The 19,180-nt window shown below is 56.3% G+C and carries 14 protein-coding genes; 12 read left to right on the top strand and 2 right to left on the bottom strand.

Features of this window, described 5'->3' with window-relative positions; all coding sequences use genetic code 11:
- Positions 1-34: 34 nt before the first annotated feature.
- Complete coding sequence (locus RAC65_RS07050; RefSeq protein ID WP_033737711.1) at positions 35-2,488, top strand: DUF3772 domain-containing protein; 2,454 nt, start codon at positions 35-37, stop codon at positions 2,486-2,488.
- Positions 2,489-2,538: 50 nt separating this feature from the next.
- On the opposite strand, the gene dld is transcribed toward RAC65_RS07050, so the two are convergent.
- Positions 2,539-4,242, bottom strand: coding sequence for a D-lactate dehydrogenase (gene dld / locus RAC65_RS07045; protein ID WP_039341475.1), 1,704 nt, complete (start codon positions 4,240-4,242; stop codon positions 2,539-2,541).
- A 151-nt stretch (positions 4,243-4,393) separates the two neighbouring features.
- Between dld and bglX the strand changes: the two genes are divergently transcribed.
- The 8 genes from bglX to RAC65_RS07005 all read left to right on the top strand — a co-directional run bounded on the left by bglX (position 4,394) and on the right by RAC65_RS07005 (position 14,674).
- Positions 4,394-6,691 (top strand): beta-glucosidase BglX, encoded by a 2,298-nt coding sequence (gene bglX / locus RAC65_RS07040; protein ID WP_033737709.1) that lies wholly within the window; start codon positions 4,394-4,396, stop codon positions 6,689-6,691.
- 196 nt (positions 6,692-6,887) lie between these two features.
- Positions 6,888-7,994 (top strand): suppressor of fused domain protein, encoded by a 1,107-nt coding sequence (locus tag RAC65_RS07035; protein ID WP_039341470.1) that lies wholly within the window; start codon positions 6,888-6,890, stop codon positions 7,992-7,994.
- Between the two features lie 177 nt (positions 7,995-8,171).
- A complete protein-coding gene (locus RAC65_RS07030; RefSeq protein WP_185199878.1) occupies positions 8,172-10,067 on the top strand; it encodes a methyl-accepting chemotaxis protein in 1,896 nt (631 codons plus the stop codon).
- Between the two features lie 147 nt (positions 10,068-10,214).
- On the top strand, positions 10,215-10,748 hold the full coding sequence (gene idi, locus RAC65_RS07025) for an isopentenyl-diphosphate Delta-isomerase (protein WP_185199725.1): 534 nt from the start codon (positions 10,215-10,217) through the stop codon (positions 10,746-10,748).
- 231 nt (positions 10,749-10,979) lie between these two features.
- The gene (locus RAC65_RS07020) at positions 10,980-11,837 is read left to right on the top strand and encodes an ABC transporter substrate-binding protein (protein WP_050504735.1); all 858 of its coding nucleotides are present in this window, start codon (positions 10,980-10,982) and stop codon (positions 11,835-11,837) included.
- Between the two features lie 2 nt (positions 11,838-11,839).
- Positions 11,840-13,015, top strand: a complete 1,176-nt coding sequence (locus RAC65_RS07015; RefSeq protein ID WP_375096601.1) for an ABC transporter permease — start codon at positions 11,840-11,842, stop codon at positions 13,013-13,015.
- Positions 13,008-13,955, top strand: a complete 948-nt coding sequence (locus RAC65_RS07010; RefSeq protein WP_277281684.1) for an ABC transporter ATP-binding protein — start codon at positions 13,008-13,010, stop codon at positions 13,953-13,955. Before RAC65_RS07015 ends, RAC65_RS07010 begins: the two co-directional genes overlap by 8 nt.
- The gene (locus tag RAC65_RS07005) at positions 13,943-14,674 is read left to right on the top strand and encodes an ABC transporter permease (protein WP_367143207.1); all 732 of its coding nucleotides are present in this window, start codon (positions 13,943-13,945) and stop codon (positions 14,672-14,674) included. The genes RAC65_RS07010 and RAC65_RS07005 overlap by 13 nt, the downstream gene beginning before the upstream one ends.
- Positions 14,675-14,846: 172 nt before the next feature.
- Here the strand turns inward: RAC65_RS07005 and RAC65_RS07000 are convergent, their stop codons facing one another.
- Entirely contained in the window at positions 14,847-15,581 is a 735-nt protein-coding gene (locus RAC65_RS07000; RefSeq protein ID WP_006118575.1) for a MerR family transcriptional regulator, read from the bottom strand.
- 147 nt (positions 15,582-15,728) lie between these two features.
- On the opposite strand from RAC65_RS07000, the gene RAC65_RS06995 reads away from it, so the two are divergent.
- The 3 genes from RAC65_RS06995 to dinG all read left to right on the top strand — a co-directional run bounded on the left by RAC65_RS06995 (position 15,729) and on the right by dinG (position 19,167).
- A complete protein-coding gene (locus RAC65_RS06995) occupies positions 15,729-16,292 on the top strand; it encodes a helix-turn-helix domain-containing protein (RefSeq protein WP_375096540.1) in 564 nt (187 codons plus the stop codon).
- Positions 16,289-16,807 carry a GNAT family N-acetyltransferase gene (locus RAC65_RS06990; RefSeq protein WP_039341460.1) on the top strand — a complete coding sequence of 173 codons (519 nt, stop codon included), beginning with the start codon at positions 16,289-16,291 and terminating at the stop codon, positions 16,805-16,807. Before RAC65_RS06995 ends, RAC65_RS06990 begins: the two co-directional genes overlap by 4 nt.
- Before the next feature lie 197 nt (positions 16,808-17,004).
- Positions 17,005-19,167, top strand: coding sequence for an ATP-dependent DNA helicase DinG (gene dinG / locus RAC65_RS06985; RefSeq protein ID WP_058707633.1), 2,163 nt, complete (start codon positions 17,005-17,007; stop codon positions 19,165-19,167).
- Positions 19,168-19,180: the final 13 nt, after the last annotated feature.

Raw genomic sequence — 19,180 nt, 5'->3', positions numbered from 1 at the left:
ATTCGCCTGATTACTGTGCCGGAATCTCATTGATATGCTCAAGTTACGTTCATTTAGTGTTCTGATTTTTTTCGCGTTGATGACGCTCGCACCCGCGCTGAGTTTTGCCGACGATGCGACGCAAGCCACGCAGCAAACCGACGACAAACCCAAGGTGGATGCCTCTGTCGAGCTGCCGAAAATGCAGAAGATCCTCGATAAAATTAAAAGCCAGGTCTCCGTTGAAAGCGACGAAAATAAGCTCAGTCGTCTGAATGAGATGGCGCTGGAGCTATCAGGCAATACGGATACGCTTGCGCAGGCGTTACAGCCCGATCGTCAACAACTGGAAGCGCAGCTGGCCGTGCTCGGTCCGGCACCCAAACCGGAAAGCGGCGTCAAAGAGACACCAGACGTGACGCGCAAACGCAGCGCGCTGGAAAGTCAGAAGAGCAAGCTTGACGATCAAATCAAGCAGGCGGAAGGCATTAAAAACAGTGCACTGATGCTCTCCTCACAAATCGTCAATCTGCGCCGCGACCAGCTAAAAAATAAACTCGCCCTGAATTCAGGCAGTATTCTGGGGCCGCGCTTCTGGGCGCCCGTGTTAAGTAGTCAGGATCTGGATGCGGAAAAAATTGGCGATTTTCTCAATGAGCTGAAAGACACGGCCGCACTCTCCTGGGAGCCGGGCTGGCGTATTGGCACGGTTGGCTGGTTGCTGGCCGCGGTGCTGGTGATGACGCTCGGCCGTCGCTATGGTGAAGAGTTCCTGGCCTGGGTCAGTATCAATAAATTGCCTGAAGGGCGTTTGCGCCGTAGTTTTCTGGCAACTGCCGTGGCGCTGACCAGCCTGGCGGCCGTTGTCCTGACCTTCGTCTTTATTTCGCAGGCCTTTACGCGCCGCGATGAAGTCTCCAGCGATGTGCAGGACTTTATTTACCGTCTGGTCGAACTCAGCGTCTACTGCGGCCTGATTGCCGGGCTGGGCCGTGCCTTTTTATCCACGCGTCGCCCCAGCTGGCGTCTGCCGACGATTTCGAACGAAGTCGCCATCGCGCTTAAACCGTTCCCGCCGATTACGGCCCTGCTGGTGTTTATCTTTCAGATGGTCGAGTCCTTTAACTACACCGTCGGCACCAGCCTGAATACCAGTATTTTTGCCAACGGCCTGACGGCATTACTTATCGGCACTACGGCACTGGCGATCAGCATGCGCACCAAGCGCGTTCGTCGTCGCCTGGCGCAGTCGGGTACGCCGCCGGAAGCGCGTTCTACCCTGGTTGGATTGATTCAGATGGCGCTGACGATCACCGCGCTGACCATCCTGGCCTCACTGGTGATCGGCTACGTCACGCTGGCGCGTTTTCTCAGCTATGAGCTGGTGTGGTGCGGCATTTTGTTTGGCTCATTTTATATTCTCAGTCATCTGGTCAACGACGGCTGTGAGAGTCTGTTCTCAATCAGTAACACGACAGGTAAACGCATCCAGAGTTCACTGAACATTGATGAACGTCATCTGCAGCAGGTGGCGACCATTCTGGCGGCGATAGGTAAAACGTTCCTGGTGCTGTTTGTGGCGCTGGCGCTGCTCAACGGCACCTTTGCCTCGTCGACGCCGATTGAGTTGTTGCAGAAAGCCATCGAATTCTGGGGCGGTAAAGGCCTGGAGTCGCTGAATATCGTTCCGGCGCACCTGGTTAATGCATTGCTGTGCCTGATTGTCGGGATTTACGTCTTGCGTTCAGTGCGGCGCTGGCTGGACAACGACTTCCTGCCCAAAACCACCATGGACAGCGGGATGCGGGTGTCCCTGGTGACGCTGTTCAGTAACGTGGGCTATGTGCTGATTATCCTGCTGACCCTGTCGATTATGGGGCTGCAATGGAACAAGCTGGCCTGGATCGTCAGTGCATTATCCGTCGGTATCGGTTTCGGCTTACAGGAGATCGTTAAGAACTTTATTTCGGGTCTGATTCTGCTGACTGAGCGCCCGGTGAAAGTGGGCGATCTGGTAACGATCAGCGGCGTGGAAGGGGATATTCGTCGTATCAACGTGCGTGCGACGGAAATTCAGCTGGGCGATAAATCTACGGTGATCGTGCCTAACTCGCAGTTTATTTCTCAGAACGTCCGTAACGCGACCATGGGTAACGCGCAGGGCGTGGTGACGATTACCCTGACGTTCCCGCTCAATATTGACCCCGTGCAGGTACGTGAAATTCTGCTTAAGGTGTATGAAGAGAATGAGCGCATTCTGGAGACGCCGGAACCGTCAGTGTCGTTTAAAGATCTTACCGCGCAGGGCATAGTACTCAGCGTAACCGGTAACGTGGCCAGCCAGCGCCAGATTGCAGGCGCAAAAAGCGATCTGCTGTTTGATATTCTGACGCGATTACGTAAAGAAGGGATCGTCCTGTCGACGCCGCAGACCATGATTATCGAACGTCGTCAGCTGCTGGCCTCGGATGTCAGCGATGACGTAACGGTCACAGAGCAACCGCGTTAATGAAACAGGCAGCCCTATGGCTGCCTGTTTTTTCATGGCCTTTTGAGGCGTCAGGGCTGCCTGACCGCCCAGCCTTTCAGCTTACTGGTTTTGCCAATACCCGGGTTAAAGCTGTTGGTCGGATCGAGCTGACGATAGAACGCGGCCAACTGCGGCTGGGCCTGATAGAGATGGCCGACGTTATGCTCTGCCGGATACTCCGCGCCGCGCGTCTTCAGAATCGCCAGCATTTGCGCTTTCAGGGCATGGACATCCACCCCTTTTTTAACGATGTAGTCCTGATGGAAGACATGGCAGAAAAAATGGCCGTAATACAGCTGATGACTGAGTGACTGCGTTATCCCGGCAGGCAGGGTTTCGAACCAGTCTCTGTCATTGCGGCGCAGCGCAATATCCAGCGCCAGAATATCTTCCACCTCTGTGGCGTGAACGGCGTGATAACGCACTGCCGCACCGGCAGCGGCAAAGCGGTGCAGGAAAGCGTGCGCGCCTTCTTTGCCTTCGCACTCAAAAAACTCTCCGCCACCTTCACGGAAAAACTCCCGCAGGTAGTTGCGCGCCTCTTCGACGCCGTCACCCGACATTTTCAGCATTAAATGATGCTGGTATTTATCGCGATACTGCTTCATGCGTTTCGGCAGATGCGCCGGAAACAGGCGACTCAGCCGTTGCAGCAGCCGGTCAGTCAGATGCGGTTTTATGAAAGACAGTTTATTAAGCCAGCCGTCAACCCGACCTTTAAGCGTAAAAAACAGGGGCATCTTGTCGGTGCCCAGCTTGTCAATCATCAGGAACGTATCTTTGCCGTACACTTCGGCGATATCGTAGATATCCCGGTGCATATATTCCGCGGCAACGGGCAGATTTTTAAAATGGGCCAGCATATGGCAGCGCAGGTCGCTGAGCACGGCGGCATCGTTAGTGCCGATATAGAACACCTGCTGCTGCGGTTCCTGCTCAAATGTGTCCAGGCGTACCGCGAAAACCGCCAGCTTGCCTGCGCAGCCGGACGCTTCAAACAGACGACGGGCATCCGCGTTAAAACGGGCGGGCGTATCGGCATTCACATCGCGCACGCGGTCAGCATAATCATGATCGGACGCGTGACGGCCATCATGCAGGACATCGTCCGGCTGCCAGCGATCGTCATCCAGGCGTCCCAGAATCTCTTCCGGCGAGGTGCCCAGGTCAATGCCCAGATGATTGACCAGCTTCAGTCGCCCCTGGGCATCAATCTGAGCAAACAGCGCCATTTCACTGTAGGCCGGGCCGCGTTTGATCAGCGAGCCGCCAGAGTTATTACAGATGCCACCCAGCACCGACGCACCAATACAGGAAGATCCAATCACCGAGTGCGGCTCACGGCCCAGCGGCTTCAGGATCTTTTCCAGTTGATACAGGGTACTGCCCGGAAAGGCCAGGACCTGTCGGCCCTTATCGATGAGCTGTAGCTTATCCAGCTTCAGTGTGCTGATAATCACCAACGGACGATCGTAGTCGTCGCCCTGCGGCGTCGAGCCTTCGGTCAGGCCGGTATTGGCCGCCTGCATCAAAATGATTGCATCCGCAGCGACCAGCGTTTGCAGTACGCGCCACAGCTCCAGCAGCGTAGCCGGAAACACCACGGCCAGCGCCTCGCCTTCACCAGAACGAAAGCCTTTACGATAGCGAGCCGTGTGCGCGGCCTCAGTCAGAACGTTACTTGTGCCAACCAGACGGCGCAGATCGGCAATCAGGACAGACGATGTCATCATGGGCAATTCCCTTGTCGTATGCATGCGTCCTTACTGTAGCACGTCAGTTGCGTCGGGCGCAGTGTGATAGCCGCAGGCGACATGCTATGCTCTGATGATGCCATCCTGCATTTAGTCGATATTGCGCAGTTACTTAAGAGAACCCAACCCGATGAAATGGATTTGCGCTGTTAGCCTCGCTGTTTCCCTTGCGCTGCAACCTGCACTGGCCGGGGAGCCCACCGTTCAGCATCCGATGACCGAAAAAGCGCGTGATGCCTACGTCAACAATCTGCTTAAAAAAATGACGCTGGATGAGAAAATTGGCCAGTTGCGTTTAATTAGCGTGGGACCGGATACGCCAAAAGAAGCCGTGCGTGAGATGATCCACAAGGGGCAGGTGGGCGCGATTTTTAATACGGTTACGCGCCCGGATATCCGGGCGATGCAGGATCAGGTGATGCAGCTCAGCCGGCTGAAAATTCCGCTGTTTTTCGCCTATGACGTCGTGCACGGTCAGCGGACGATTTTCCCGATTCCGCTGGCGTTAGCCTCCAGCTGGGATCTGGATGCCGTTAAAGAGGTTGGGCGCATTTCAGCTTATGAAGCGGCAGACGATGGGTTAAATATGACCTGGGCGCCGATGGTTGACGTCAGCCGGGAGCCGCGCTGGGGACGCGTGTCCGAAGGCTTCGGCGAGGACACCTATTTAACGTCCGAAATGGGACGCACCATGGTGAAAGCGATGCAGGGCAAAAGCCCGGCAGACCGCTACAACATTATGACCAGCGTAAAGCACTTTGCGCTGTACGGCGCGGTTGAAGGCGGACGGGATTACAACACCGTGGACATGAGTCCGCAACGCATGTTCCAGGACTATCTGCCGCCGTATAAAGCCTCTCTGGATGCCGGCAGCGGCGGCGTCATGGTGGCGCTCAACTCCATTAATGGTGTGCCCGCCACGGCCGACAGCTGGCTGCTGAAAGATCTGCTGCGTCGTGACTGGAAATTTAAAGGGATCACCATCAGCGACCACGGTGCGATCAAAGAGTTGATTAAACATGGCGTGGCGAGCGATCCCCAGGATGCGGTGCGTATTGCCCTCAAATCCGGTGTCGATATGAGTATGAGCGATGAATATTACAGCAAATACTTACCGGACCTGGTGAAACGCGGCATTGTCAGTCGGGCGGAAATCGACGATGCGGCGCGCCACGTGCTTAACGTGAAATACGACATGGGGCTGTTTAACGATCCCTATAGTCATCTGGGGCCGAAAGAGAGCGATCCCCAGGACACCAATGCGGAAAGCCGCCTGCATCGTCCCGAAGCCCGGGATGTGGCACGCAAAAGTATGGTGCTGCTGAAAAACCGCCTGAATACGTTACCGCTGAAAAAATCTGGCACCATTGCCTTGATCGGGCCGCTGGCAGACAGCCAGCGCGATATCATGGGCAGCTGGTCAGCGGCAGGTGTCGCGAAACAGTCTGTTTCGCTATTGCAGGGGATGCAAAATGCGACGCAGGGTAAAGCGACGCTGCTGTATGCCAAAGGATCCAACGTGTCAGACAACAAAGGTATTCAGGACTTCCTGAATATGTATGAACCTGCCATCGTCGTCGATCCGCGTTCCGCACAGGCCATGATCGATGAGGCGGTAGAGAAGGCAAAACAGGCAGATGTCGTCGTGGCCGCCGTGGGGGAAGCGCAGGGCATGGCGCACGAAGCGTCCAGCCGTAGCGATCTGATGATTCCACCTGCGCAGCAAAAATTACTGGCTGCGCTGAAGGCAACAGGCAAGCCGCTGGTCATCGTACTGATGAACGGTCGTCCATTGGCGCTGGTCAACGAAGATCGTATGGCCGATGCCATGCTGGAAACCTGGTTCAGCGGGACAGAAGGGGGCAATGCCATTGCGGATGTGCTGTTTGGCGATTACAACCCGTCCGGCAAGCTGCCGATGTCCTTCCCGCGTTCCGTGGGACAAATTCCCATCTATTACAACCATCTGCCGACCGGCCGGCCTTATAACTTTGCCAAGCCAAACAAGTACACGTCCCATTATTACGATGCGGAAAATGGCCCGCTCTATCCGTTTGGTTACGGCCTGAGCTATACCACGTTTACCGTGTCGCCGGTGACGCTGTCCGCTGAAACCATGCCGCACAACGGCAGTGTTGAAGCCAGCGTGACCGTAACAAACAGCGGTAAAGTTGACGGGGCCACGGTCGTCCAGCTGTACCTGAACGATCCGGTAGCCAGCATGAGCCGGCCGGTAAAAGAGCTGCACGGGTTCAAACGGATCATGCTTAAAGCCGGGGAGTCGCAGAAAGTGACCTTCAGGATTGACGTTGATGCACTGAAATTCTGGAATCAGCAGATGAAACACGTTGCTGAACCGGGCAAATTTAACGTCATGATTGGTCTGGACTCAGTACGCACCCAGAACGCCCAGTTTACCTATCAGTAAGCCCCGGCACGAACCGCGCGTCCGGTTCGTGCTGATTAACGCTTCCCCGTTCCGGGGAAGCGCATCCCGTTTCTGCTTCAGCCATCCTGCCCGGACCTCCCCACTTTGAGAGTTTTACCCTTGTCTGACATGGCGACAGGCATGATCCTGCTCTATCCTCGGGGAAAATGGATTCCTCAAGCACGAATGAGGCGCTATGACGTACCAAACACTGATTGCCGAAGCCCACAATCAGCAGCGCACCCTGACGGCCATTGTCGAACAGGATGCGCGTACTGCTTATTTCTATATCTGGCCCACTGACCTGTTTCGTAGCCAGTTTGCGGTGCGGGGCTGCTGGTTACGTAACCTCCTGCCCGCGCCGGTTGAGGACGATCACCAGGCGATGGCGCAGGGCATTGCCCCCCTGTTAAGTGCCGAATACTGTCGTAACCTGGAAGCGGAGCCGCCGCTGGATCCGGCCGGGCTGCAAATACTCTGGGAACCGGGCGACGCGGGCGCAGCACTCTGGTACTACGGTCAGCTTCTTGCCGTGATCCCGGGCTGGAGTCTTTATCAGGATAAGCAGGTCAGTTTTTCTGCAGGCTGTATTAAAAAGAACCGGCTGACCGCACCCCTGGGTTCGGCGTCCACTAACCATTATTACGCCCTGGCCGAACAGCAACGGCAGTTCTGGCGTGAATGGCATGACGGCAGCGAATGGGACAAGGTACAGCAGGATCTGATGACCTGTTATCAGGCGCAGTTTGGCGAGTCGGTAAAATACTACGCGATCGATCAAGGCAACTGGCCGCCAATGGCGCTGTCGCAGCATTATCACAACGGCATCTGGTATTTTCTGACGCTGGGGATGAGTATTCGTCCCATGCCGCAGGTGGATTTTCTGTTTGATGAACTGGCACCGCACTATCGCCGGGCAGAGCTGGGGATGGCTGTTGATGGCGAGGTGATGACGGAGAGCAATGCGGTGCAAATGGCCAGTGCGCTGGCAGAATTTGTGCATTTACCATGGGCGCGCCTCACCTGGCTCGGCGAAGGCCATACGCTGGCTTCGGAAGTGGCTCCTGTGGGATTTGAAAGCTATCTGTTAGCCAACGAGCTGGCACCGGAAAGCGCGCAGTTTGTCCTGCCGAGGCGCGATGGCGACAGGCCAACGTTACTGTGGGCCACGCCGGTAACCGAAGCGGAGCGTCAGTTTGCACAGGCTGAACCCCAGGGCGGGCAACAACTGCGTGAACGCCTTTCCGCTGGCGGAAATACCCATATTTTCCGGCCACGCGAGCAGGTCGTCGAGGCGGGATAAGCCGCGCAATCGGGTGCGCCTGCCGCCAGGGGTAAGAAAGTTACGCACCTGGCGCAATTAAATATCTTTGTTGTTAAATGACTTGTTAAATTTGTGATCTAGTCTACTCAAGTTCCCCTTTGCTGTGCCGTTAACCCGGATCAGGCAATGGCGCCACAAAAGGTCAGGGGAACAATGATGTTAAAGACCACGCAATCCCGCTTCACCGCAACACTTATCGGCTTCTTTGTTGCGTTAATGTTGGTCACTATCTGGGTAATTAATCAGTTTGTTGCGCCTCAACTGGTGGAAAATGAAAGCCGCCTGATTCGTTATCAGGTGGATTCACTGGCTACCGGCATTGTTGAGCAAATGAACCGTGTGCAGGCACAGCAACGCGCCATCACCGAGGCTGCGGCCGTCATCGACAGCGCGGCGATCGACACCTTATTACCGGCGCTGGTCAACCAGTATCAGGACAGCAACGTCTTTGGCGGCGGTATCTGGCCCTTACCTAATCGTCGCGAAGCCGGAAAAGAGAAAGACAGCAGCTTTTTCGCGCGCGATGCCAGCAATAAGCTGCAGGTGAATACCTACTGGAACTCTGAGGCGGCTGACAAATACTGGGAGCAGCCCTGGTACAAAGACGGGATGGCTGCACCAAAAGGGCAGTGCGCCTGGGCTAAGGCTTATCAGGATGCCGCCAGCCCACAGCCGCGTACCAACTGTGCGATGGCCATCTACCGCGACGGTTCCATCTGGGGCGTCTCAACCATCGACGTTACGTTGGGTTTTTTCAACCAACTGGCTAAAAAAATGGGCGAGGCGATTCATGGAGACGTACTGATCGTTGAGTCTGACGGCAAAGTGGTCGGCAACGCAGCGCTGGCGAACGGTACGCCGAAACTTGAGAACCTGAGCGATCTGCAGAATCCAATGGCTGGGCCATTGAAAACCCTGCTGGCTCACGCAGGCACCCAGCCGACAGAAACCACTTACAATAGCCATGACGGTGAACAGACGCTGTTTTTACAGGCTATTCCGGGCAGCCCGTGGTATCTGGCCAGTAGCGTTCCGAGCAGCCTCCTGAAAGCACAGTCCCACAACATGCTGATGCGTCTGGGCCTGGTACAGATCCCGCTGGCAGTTATTCTGTTACTGGTGCTGTTAGGCTTTGTCCGCGCGATGATGAAGCGCCTGAGAATGCTGAATCAAAATATTGAAGCCTTGTCGACAGGCGGTGCGGATTTGACCCAGCGCCTGCCGGCCAGCAACAGCCCGGAATTCAACGCGGTGGCACAGAGCTTCAATAATTTTATCAGCTACCTGCAAGGGTTAATGCAGCAGGTTGGCAGCAGCGCACTGGCCATTTCAGCCGCATCACGTGAAATTGCCAGCGGTAATACGAATCTGTCGTCACGGACGGAAGATCAGGCCAGCTCGATTGTTGAGACGGCGGCCTCAATGGAACAGCTGACCGGCACCGTGCGTCAGAACGCCGATAACGCCACACATGCGAACCAGCTGGCCGGTGAGGCGTCACAGGTGGCGGCACGTGGCACAGAGGTGGTTCGGCAGGTCGTCAGCACCATGGGTGAAATCCATCACTCTTCACGTAAAGTCGTGGATATCATTAGCGTGATCGACAGCATTGCCTTCCAGACCAATATCCTGGCGCTGAACGCCGCCGTTGAAGCGGCGCGTGCCGGAGAACAGGGCCGGGGCTTTGCCGTGGTGGCATCAGAAGTCCGTAACCTGGCGCAACGTTCCGCTAACTCCGCCCGTGAGATCAAAAAACTCATCGAAGAGTCCGTAGCCAATATCGATGCGGGTAGCCAGTTGGTCGAGCAGGCCGGGCAGACGATGGACGAACTGGTGCAGGGCGTCAGCAGCGTGACCACCCTGATGAGCGAGATTATGGCGGCCAGCCGTGAACAGAGCATGGGCATTGAGCAGGTCAACGTGGCCATCAACCAGCTAGACAGCACCACGCAGCAAAACGCCGTGCTGGTTGAAGAAGTCTCTTCAGCCGCCCAGGCGATGGAAGCGCAAAGTCTGCAACTGGAACAGGTTGTGAAAAGCTTTAAACTGTAACGCCCATCGGGCCAGCCTCCGCTGGCCCGACATTTTTGCCGATCGGCTTCACCCTCTGACAGATTTGTGCATAAACAGCACAATTTTATCCCCTCAACCTCGCCGATCTTGTGCCAGAATGATGAGGAACACATTCAAGGAATCCTCATGTCTGCTATTGAAGTCATCCTCGTCGACCATCTTGATCGCCCCACTGGCAAAATGGAAAAGCTGGAAGTACATGAAAAAGGATTACTGCACCGTGCCGTGACGGTGTATGTTTTTAACGCCCGTCAGGAATTGCTGCTTCAGCGTCGCGCCAGCGATAAATACCATTGCGGCGGCCTCTGGAGTAATACCTGCTGCGGCCATCCTTATCCTCATGAGTCGACTAAAGACGCGGCTGAACGTCGGTTACGTGAAGAAATGGGCATGACCTTGTCGCTGACGCCGATCTTCGAACTGAGCTACAACCTGCCCCTGAGTAATGGTCTGACAGAGCATGAATACGGCCATGTGTTTTTTGCGGTCAGCGATGAGCTGCCCCAGCTCAATCCGCAGGAGGCCGACGCTTTCGACTACCGTTCGATGCAGGATATCGCCCGGCAAATGCAGCAGCAGCCGCAGCAGTTTACGCCCTGGTTTCTTCATACGTTCCCGCGTATTCCTGCCTACCTTGAGCATTTCACTGTCCCGGCATAACGATCTCGCCCTGGCTGATGTGGTCAGGGCCGGTTTCGTCACAAAACCCATCGCGCAACGCTGTTGCCAGGCTACGCTTTTATTGCAATGAATAAAAACGGTGGGGTGCCCGTGCGCGTTTCGCAGTGCTGACAACCAACGGCGACTCCAGGTGAATAACGTGATAAGGAAAGCAACATGGCAACTATTCGCGGTTGGGCGGGCATCGGTGCAGTAGTGTTTAGTCTCGGGATGGCGCATGCGGCCGAACCGGTTCGTGTCGGTTCCAAGATTGATACCGAAGGCTCACTGTTGGGAAATGTGATTCTGCTGGTGCTGGAAAAGCATGGTGTCAAAACCGTGAATAAAATCCAGTTGGGCGCCACCCAAGTGGTACGCGGTGCCATTACGGCGGGGGAACTGGATATCTACCCGGAATACACCGGTAATGGCGCGTTCTTTTTTAACGACGAAAAAGACAGTGCCTGGAAGAATGCCCGTCAGGGTTATGAGAAGGTCAAAAAGCTGGATGCAGAGAAAAATCACCTGATCTGGCTGACGCCCGCGCCCGCCAATAACACCTGGACCATTGCGGTGCGCAATGATGTGGCCGAAAAAAATCAGCTTAATTCACTACAGGACCTGAGCGCTTATCTCAAAAAAGGCGGTACGTTTAAGCTGGCTGCCTCGGCGGAATTTATTGAACGCAGCGATGCGTTGCCGGCCTTTGAAAAAGCCTATGACTTTACGCTTAAGCAGGATCAACTGTTATCGCTGGCAGGCGGCGATACGGCGGTGACTATCGGTGCGGCCGCCCAGCAAACCTCCGGGGTAAATGCGGCCATGGCCTACGGCACGGATGGCCCGGTTGCCGCGCTGGGCCTGAAAACCCTGAGCGATCCCAAAGGCGTGCAGCCCATCTATGCGCCCACACCCGTTGTACGTGAAGCAGTGCTCAAAGCCTATCCGCAAATGGATGCCTGGCTAAAACCGGCGTTCAGTGCACTTGACGAAAAGACATTGCAACAGCTCAACGCCAAAATTGCTGTGGAAGGGCAGGATGCCAGCAGTGTGGCAAAAGCGTGGCTGCAACAGCAAAAGCTGCTGTAACGGTGTCGCTTACGCGGTCGGTCATCAACTGGCCCTGGCGACAGCCTGTGGCTCTGGTCCTTGTTTTGCTCCTGAGTCTGGTGCTGGGCGGGCTGCCGTTTGTCATTGTGGCGGCCAACCGGCTGGTCAGCGGCCAGTCCCTGATGCTCTGGCAAACCGCACACGGCAGCCTGGTGCTCCCGCTGTGGCTGATGCTGGTGGCACTGTTATGGATACGATCGTCTTCCCTGCGCAGCGCCCTGCAATTCCTCACCGCCGCCCTGCTGTTGGCGGCGCTGACTGGCGTGTGCGGCGATCAGGCAACATGGGTGGCGGAGCAGGGTAGCCGGCTCGCGCGTACCCGGTTTGCCAGCGGCATGTGGTGTGCAAGTGCCATTACGCTACTGCTCATCACGGATACGGTGCGTCAGTTAACCAAACATAAGCGCTGGCAGCTCGTGCTGAATCTGTCGATCTGGATCATCCCTCTGTTTCTGCTGTTCAGCGGTCAACTTTCACAGCTGTCTCTGCTTAAAGAATATGCCAGTCGTGAGGCGGTGTTCGATGCCGCTTTACTGCGCCATCTGACGTTATTAGTCGGCACCGTTCTGCCTGCCTTACTCATCGCGTTGCCGCTTGGCATAGCGCTCTACCGACGGCCTGGCTGGCAAAGCAGTGTGTTTGGCGTACTGAATGTCGTTCAGACAGTGCCCTCAGTGGCGTTGTTTGGTTTACTGATTGCCCCGCTGGCGGCGCTGGCAAAACGTGTTCCCCTGGCAGGTGAATGGGGCATCAGCGGCATTGGGATGGCGCCCGCGATCATCGCCCTGGTGCTCTATGCGCTGTTGCCGCTTGTGCGCAATGTGGTGACCGGTCTGCAACAGGTGCCTCCGGACGTGCGCGAAACTGCGCGCGGCATGGGACTGAGCCGCCGCCAGCAGTTCCTTGCCGTTGACGTCCCCCTGGCGTTGCCAGTGTGGCTGGCAGGATTACGTGTGGTGGTGGTGCAGACGCTGGGCATGGCGGTGATCGCGGCGCTGATTGGCGCAGGCGGATTCGGCGCCATTATTTTCCAGGGATTGCTGAGCAATGCGCTGGATCTGGTGCTGTTAGGCGTGATCCCGGTCATTGCGCTGGCGGTCGTGCTGGATGCGTTATTTCGGGTAGTGATAGCCCTGCTGGAGCGAAGCGATGATTGAGTTTGAGCGCGTCACAAAATACTTTGCGGGCCAGGCGGCGGTGAAAAATCTTTCTCTGACGCTTGCCGAGGGAAGCTTTAGCGTTCTGTTGGGTACGTCGGGTTCCGGCAAGTCGACCACGCTGAAAATGATTAACCGCCTGGTGGAGTACGATCAGGGCGATATTCGCTTTCGGGGGACGTCGATTCGTCAGCTGGATGCGCAGGCCCTGCGCCGACAAATGGGCTATGCGATTCAGTCGACGGGGTTATTTCCCCACTGGACGATCGAAAAGAATATTGCCACGGTGCCCGCCTTGCTTGGCTGGCCGAATGCACGCCGCCAGGCACGAATTGCGGAACTCATCACGCTACTGAATCTGGATCCGGCCTTATTGCATCGCTATCCGCATCAGCTTTCCGGCGGGCAGCAGCAGCGCGTCGGGGTTGCCCGGGCGCTGGCAGCCGATCCACAAGTATTACTGATGGATGAACCGTTTGGTGCACTGGATCCGGTAACGCGCAGCGCGCTACAACAGGAAATGTTACGTATCCATCAGGTCTCCGGCTGCACGATTGTGTTGGTGACGCATGATATTGATGAAGCCCTGACGCTGGCCGACAACATCGTGCTGCTCCATGACGGTGAGATCGTTCAGCAGGGCAAACCGCTGACGTTGCTGACCCGGCCAGGCAACGATTTTGTCCGGGATTTTTTTGGCCGCAGTGAAAGAGGACTGCGGCTACTGGCGCTCGGACAGGTCGGCAGCGTGGTGCGTCATGGCGAATGGCTGGAAGCAGAACCGCTCAGGGCAGATCTGACGTTACGTGAGGCGCTGTCGCAGTTTATCAGTCGCGGCACCGATAAATTGCCGGTAGTCGATGGCGATCGCCGCCCGCTTGGTGTGCTTCACTTCGCTGACCTGCTGCATCATGCGGAGACGGGCCGATGCGACGGTTAGCCGATCCGCTGCTGTGGCTGGTGCTGCTCTATCTGGGACTGCTCTGGGCGATGCCCTACAGTGGCCCGCTGTTTGCCGCCTGGTTTCCTGAACTTGCGCGCCCACTCTACCAGCAGGACAGTTTCTGGCAACTCACCCTGGCGCACCTGTTTTTAGTGGTCGTAGCCAGTCTGCTGGCAACCGCTATCGGCGTCGGCTGTGGCGTGCTGGCGACGCGTCGCAGTGGTCGCGCTTTCCGCCCTCTGCTGGAAACCATTGCGGCAGCCGGTCAGACCATCCCGCCTGTGGCCGTGCTGGCCATTGCGATACCGGTGATGGGATTTGGCGCCTGGCCCGCGATCGTGGCATTATTGCTCTATGGTTTGCTGCCCATCCTTCAGGGCACCTTAGCAGGGCTGGACAACGTGCCTGCCAGCAGCCGGGAGATTGCCGTAGGGGTGGGAATGAGCCGTTGGCAGCGCTTATGGCAGGTGGAGCTCGCCCTGGCCGCGCCAGTGATTATTGCGGGAATGCGCACGTCGGTGATTATCAATATCGGTACGGCAGCCATCGCCTCTACCGTAGGAGCAAAAAGCCTGGGATCGCCCATCATTATTGGATTAAGCGGCTTTAATACCGCCTATGTGCTGCAGGGCGCTTTACTGGTCGCACTGTTGGCGATTGTCTGCGATCGCCTGTTTGAACGGCTACAGCGCAGATTTAGCGTGAATGGACGATGAGCGAATAGCCAACCAGCATCAGCCCACTGGTTCCGCCAAGCGCCAGAATAGCAAACAGCGTGGCGAAAAAGGTTTTTTTCCAGTTCATAAATAACCTGAAGGTGTTGATGTGAAGGCGGGGATGATAGCGCGCGCAAGGCAGCCGTCATAGTGCCGAGCGTGCGTTTTTGTGTCAGTGAGCCTCATGCAAAAGCACAGAGAATCCCTGCTCCTGCCAGTGCGACAGTTGTTCCTGCTGACGACGCGTCAGTTTTTTCCCCGTAAAAACAAACATATTCAGCCCGGGAAACAGCTCCGGTCGCGGAACATCCAGCGGTTCTGACAGCACATCAATCCGCCAGCCGTGCTGGGATAACCGCCAGCCTTCCAGCCAGATGCGGGTTCGATCCTCAATGCCCCAGCCAATGATCAGCGCTTCCTTGCCTGCCTTTTTGCGATTACTGGCAAGACAGAACGCCACATAGTCGATCAGAATGCCGTCCAGCAGGCTGCACATCGTGCGGGCCGTATTCTGATCAAGGCTGAGTTTTTGCCTTACAGGCATAAAAACATGATCGATCAACGAATCGACTGCATATTCGCGGCCAATTAAGGCGATTTTATTGCGTAGCTTTGCCGGTCTTACATGGCGCAGTATGCTGATAAGCTCGTCCTGCATAGCCGTCCAGCCATCATGCGTATCAACATCGCCGCCTTCCAGTAGGGCTTTTACCTTGCCTACCGGGACTCCACTCTCAATCCAGCGCATAATTTCCTGGATGCGCTGAACATCTTCTTCATCGAACTGTCGATGACCGCCTTCAGTACGTTGTGGTTTCAATAATCCATAACGTCGTTGCCAGGCGCGTAAGGTAACCGGATTTATGCCACAGCGCTCGGCGACGTCGCCGATACTGTATAAGGTCATATTTACCTCTTTCACTGACCTGAATGAAACCACCATAGCGAAGCCTGTTAAGTTGTACAACCAATTTTTAAATGTACAACTTGACGGCTGCGCTTAAATGGTGTCCTATCTCAATTGTGAGAATTAAATTTCATAATAGAGATAAAAATGGCTTCTGATAATACTGAACAACGCCTCGCGGCTCGCCTGGCAGAACTGCGCATAAAACAGGGCTGGTCACTGGATGAGTTATCCACCGCAACAGGCATTAGCCGGGCAACATTATCGCGTATTGAGCGCGCTGAAACCAGTCCAACGGCTGCTCTCCTGAACCGCTTATGTGTCGCTTACAGTTTAACAATGTCACGCCTGTTGAGCGAAGTTGAAGAAGGTAACGATCTGCTGATTCCGCGCGATCGCCAACCGGTCTGGCAGGACGAAGCCAGCGGTTTTATTCGCCGTAACGTATCGCCGCCTGCGGCCACCTTCCGATGTGAGCTTATTGAGGGAACGCTGCGACCGGGTGCCCGTATTGATTATAATGCGCCGCCCGTGCAGGGCATGGAGCAGCATATCTGGCTGCGACAAGGGCAACTGACGGTAACGATGGGCGCGCAGAGCTGGACACTCGGTGCGGGCGACAGCCTGCGTTTCCATCTTACGGGCGCATCCGGCTTTCAGGCGCATCTGACTGAGGGTGCGCGTTACCTGCTGGTGGTATGTAAACCATGACACTCTATGAATCACTCAGCGCCGGTGCGGCGCACCAGGCGTTAAGCGAGCTGGTCGAGGTTTTACAGGCCTGTGTCGCCGACGGGGCCAGCGTCGGGTTTATCGATCCCGATGACCGGGCGGCCATTCATCAGTTCTGGCAACGTCAGCTTGCCGGACTGGAACAGGGCCAAAGTGAGCTGCTGGTCGCCCGTCAGCATGGCACGGTTGTCGCGACGGTTATGCTGAACGCGAGCGCAATGCCGAATGGCCGACACCGGGCCGAGATCAGTAAATTATTAGTGCATCCCCGCGCGCGGCGGCAGGGCATTGCACGCCAGTTAATGCAGCAGGCAGAGCAGCGGGCACGCCAGCAGGGGAAACGCTTACTGGTGCTGGACACGCGGCGTGGCGATGTCGCCAGCGAGCTTTACCTGGCGCTGAACTGGCAGGTGGCCGGATTTATTCCTCTCTATGCGGAATCCATTCACGGTGAGATGGACGCGACCACGGTGATGTTTAAGCTGCTGACGTAGCGGATGTGCTGCGAGAGTGCGCCGGGTCAACGGGATCGGCAATCAAACATGCACTGCGCCGCGCGGTTTGTCCGGTGCTCAGCCCGCTCGCCTCGCCGCCCGTTTCTGAAGCGGGCACGAAAAAACAGACCTGAAAGCTGACGACACCGCAATACTGTGTAAAAATACAGGCCAATGAGTAACACGGTAATCTAAACATGGCCCTGACAGCAGCAATAAAAAGCCAGATAGCACAGTGGTACAAAGCGCTGCAGCAACAGGTGCCCGATTTTATTCCTCGCCCGGCCCAGCGTCAGATGATTGCTGAGGTGGCAAAATGCCTGTCGGGTGATGACGGTCGTCACCTGGCCGTGGAAGCGCCTACGGGCGTGGGCAAAACCCTTTCTTATCTGATCCCCGGTATCGCCGTCAGCCGTGCCGAAGAGAAACGGCTGGTGATCAGCACGGCCAACGTGGCCTTGCAGGATCAAATCTTCAGCAAAGACTTGCCGTTGCTGAAAAAAATCATTCCGGATTTAACCTTTACAGCGGCCTTTGGGCGGGGACGTTACGTCTGCCCGCGTAACCTGGCTGCGCTGGTGGCGGATGATCATCAGCAGGCTGATTTGCTGTTCTACCTGGATGATGACGCGGTCAGCAGCACCAAAGACGAGCAGATCCTGTGCGGACGGCTGCAAAAGTCACTCGATCGCCATCAGTGGGATGGCCTGCGCGATCACAGCGATGAAAACGTCAGCGACAGCCTGTGGCAGCGCCTGTCGACGGATAAAGCCAGTTGTCTGGGCGTGCATTGTCGCTGGTATCGGGAGTGTCCGTTTTTTATCGCGCGACGTGAAATCGAGCAGGTCGATGTGGTGGTCGCCAACCACGCGCTGGTGATGGCGGCAATGGAAAATGAATCGGTATTGCCGCCCGCCAAAAACCTGATGCTGGTGGTGGATGAAGGCCACCATCTGCCTGACGTGGCGCGGGATGCGCTGGAGATGAGCGCGGATATTACGCCGGGCTGGACCAGCCTGCAGCTCGATCTGTTTGTCAAACTGGTCGAGGCGATAATGAGTCAGATGCGGCCCAAGTCGCCGCCTCCGCTGGCCAGTTCTGAACGCCTGAAAGCGCACTGTGATGAACTGCGCGAGTTACTGACCGTGATAAGCGATGCATTAAGTCCGCTGTTACCCGCGCATAATCAGCCCGGCGAGTTTCGCTTTGTACTGGGCGCGTTGCCGGAGGATGTGCTGGCGCTGTGCGCGCGTCTGTTTAAGCTGAGTGATGCGCTGCGCGGGCTGGCAGAGGGACTGATCAACGCGCTGAGTGAACAAACCGGCAGCGTTGATCTGGTCCGTCTGCATCGCAATTTATTGCAGCTTAACCGCCACTTTGGCTGGTTTGAATCGGTCAGCAAACTGTGGCGGCTGGCCGCGATGGAGAAAGCCTCTGGCGCACCCGTCTCCAAATGGATTACCCGCGAGCTGCGTGAGGGGCAGGCACATCTCTTGTTTCACTGCGCAGGCATTCGCGTCTGCGATCAACTGGAAAAAATGCTGTGGCGGAAAATCCCGCATGTGGTGGTGACCTCTGCGACACTGCGCTCATTAAACAGTTTTACCCGCCTGCAGGAGATGTCCGGGCTGAATGAAAAGGCCGGGGACCGCTTCGTGGCGCTGGACTCGCCGTTCAGCCACGTCGACCAGGGTAAGCTCGTTATCCCGCAGATGCGCTACGAGCCGCTGATGGCGAATGAAGCAGCCCATATCGCCGAGATGGCGGCCTTTTTTCGCCAGCAAATGCAGACCGATAAACACAAAGGCATTCTGGTCCTCTTTGCCAGCGGTCGGGCCATGCAGCAATTTGTCGAGGCGTTGCCCGAGTTGCGCCTGATGATGCTGGTGCAGGGCGATCAACCGCGTAGCCGGCTGATCGCCCTGCACCGTAAGCGGATAGAACAGGGCGAAACCAGCATTCTGATTGGTTTGCAGTCCTTTGCCGAGGGGCTGGATTTAAAAGGCGAGCTGCTCAGCCAGGTGCACATTCATAAAATCGCTTTCCCGCCCATAGACAGTCCGGTAATTTTAACCGAGGGAGAGTGGCTAAAAAGTCTCAAACGCTATCCGTTTGAAGTGCAAAGCCTGCCCAGCGCCTCCTTTACGTTAATTCAGCAGGTCGGGCGCTTAATTCGCAGCCACCAGTGCTATGGCGAAATCGTGATTTACGATCGCCGTCTGCTGAGCAAAGCTTACGGTGCCCGGCTGTTAGCCGCGTTGCCCGTGTTCGCCATTGAACAACCGGTGACGCCTGAGCCTGAAGCCCTGAAGGCCCGATCCAAACCTGGCGCGCGCAAACCGCGTGCGACGCGGCGTTAAGTCGGTACCACTG

The sequence above is a fragment of the Pantoea sp. BS_8 genome (genome assembly GCF_041954965.1).
GTDB lineage: Bacteria > Pseudomonadota > Gammaproteobacteria > Enterobacterales > Enterobacteriaceae > Pantoea > Pantoea stewartii.
Note: the sequence above shows the minus strand (reverse complement) of the source record. Positions and strands in the feature narration are given on the sequence as shown.

What these genes read in the sequence shown, in the direction of transcription:
- RAC65_RS07050 (WP_033737711.1), top strand. Translation starts at nt 35, where the DNA reads ATGCTCAAGTTACGTTCATTTAGTGTTCTGATTTTTTTCGCGTTGATG.
- bglX (WP_033737709.1), top strand. Translation starts at nt 4,394, where the DNA reads ATGAAATGGATTTGCGCTGTTAGCCTCGCTGTTTCCCTTGCGCTGCAA.
- RAC65_RS07000 (WP_006118575.1), bottom strand. Translation starts at nt 15,581, where the DNA reads ATGACCTTATACAGTATCGGCGACGTCGCCGAGCGCTGTGGCATAAAT.
- RAC65_RS06995 (WP_375096540.1), top strand. Translation starts at nt 15,729, where the DNA reads ATGGCTTCTGATAATACTGAACAACGCCTCGCGGCTCGCCTGGCAGAA.
- RAC65_RS07030 (WP_185199878.1), top strand. Translation starts at nt 8,172, where the DNA reads ATGTTAAAGACCACGCAATCCCGCTTCACCGCAACACTTATCGGCTTC.
- RAC65_RS07035 (WP_039341470.1), top strand. Translation starts at nt 6,888, where the DNA reads ATGACGTACCAAACACTGATTGCCGAAGCCCACAATCAGCAGCGCACC.
- idi (WP_185199725.1), top strand. Translation starts at nt 10,215, where the DNA reads ATGTCTGCTATTGAAGTCATCCTCGTCGACCATCTTGATCGCCCCACT.
- dld (WP_039341475.1), bottom strand. Translation starts at nt 4,242, where the DNA reads ATGATGACATCGTCTGTCCTGATTGCCGATCTGCGCCGTCTGGTTGGC.
- RAC65_RS07010 (WP_277281684.1), top strand. Translation starts at nt 13,008, where the DNA reads ATGATTGAGTTTGAGCGCGTCACAAAATACTTTGCGGGCCAGGCGGCG.
- RAC65_RS06990 (WP_039341460.1), top strand. Translation starts at nt 16,289, where the DNA reads ATGACACTCTATGAATCACTCAGCGCCGGTGCGGCGCACCAGGCGTTA.
- RAC65_RS07020 (WP_050504735.1), top strand. Translation starts at nt 10,980, where the DNA reads ATGGCGCATGCGGCCGAACCGGTTCGTGTCGGTTCCAAGATTGATACC.
- dinG (WP_058707633.1), top strand. Translation starts at nt 17,005, where the DNA reads ATGGCCCTGACAGCAGCAATAAAAAGCCAGATAGCACAGTGGTACAAA.
- RAC65_RS07005 (WP_367143207.1), top strand. Translation starts at nt 13,943, where the DNA reads ATGCGACGGTTAGCCGATCCGCTGCTGTGGCTGGTGCTGCTCTATCTG.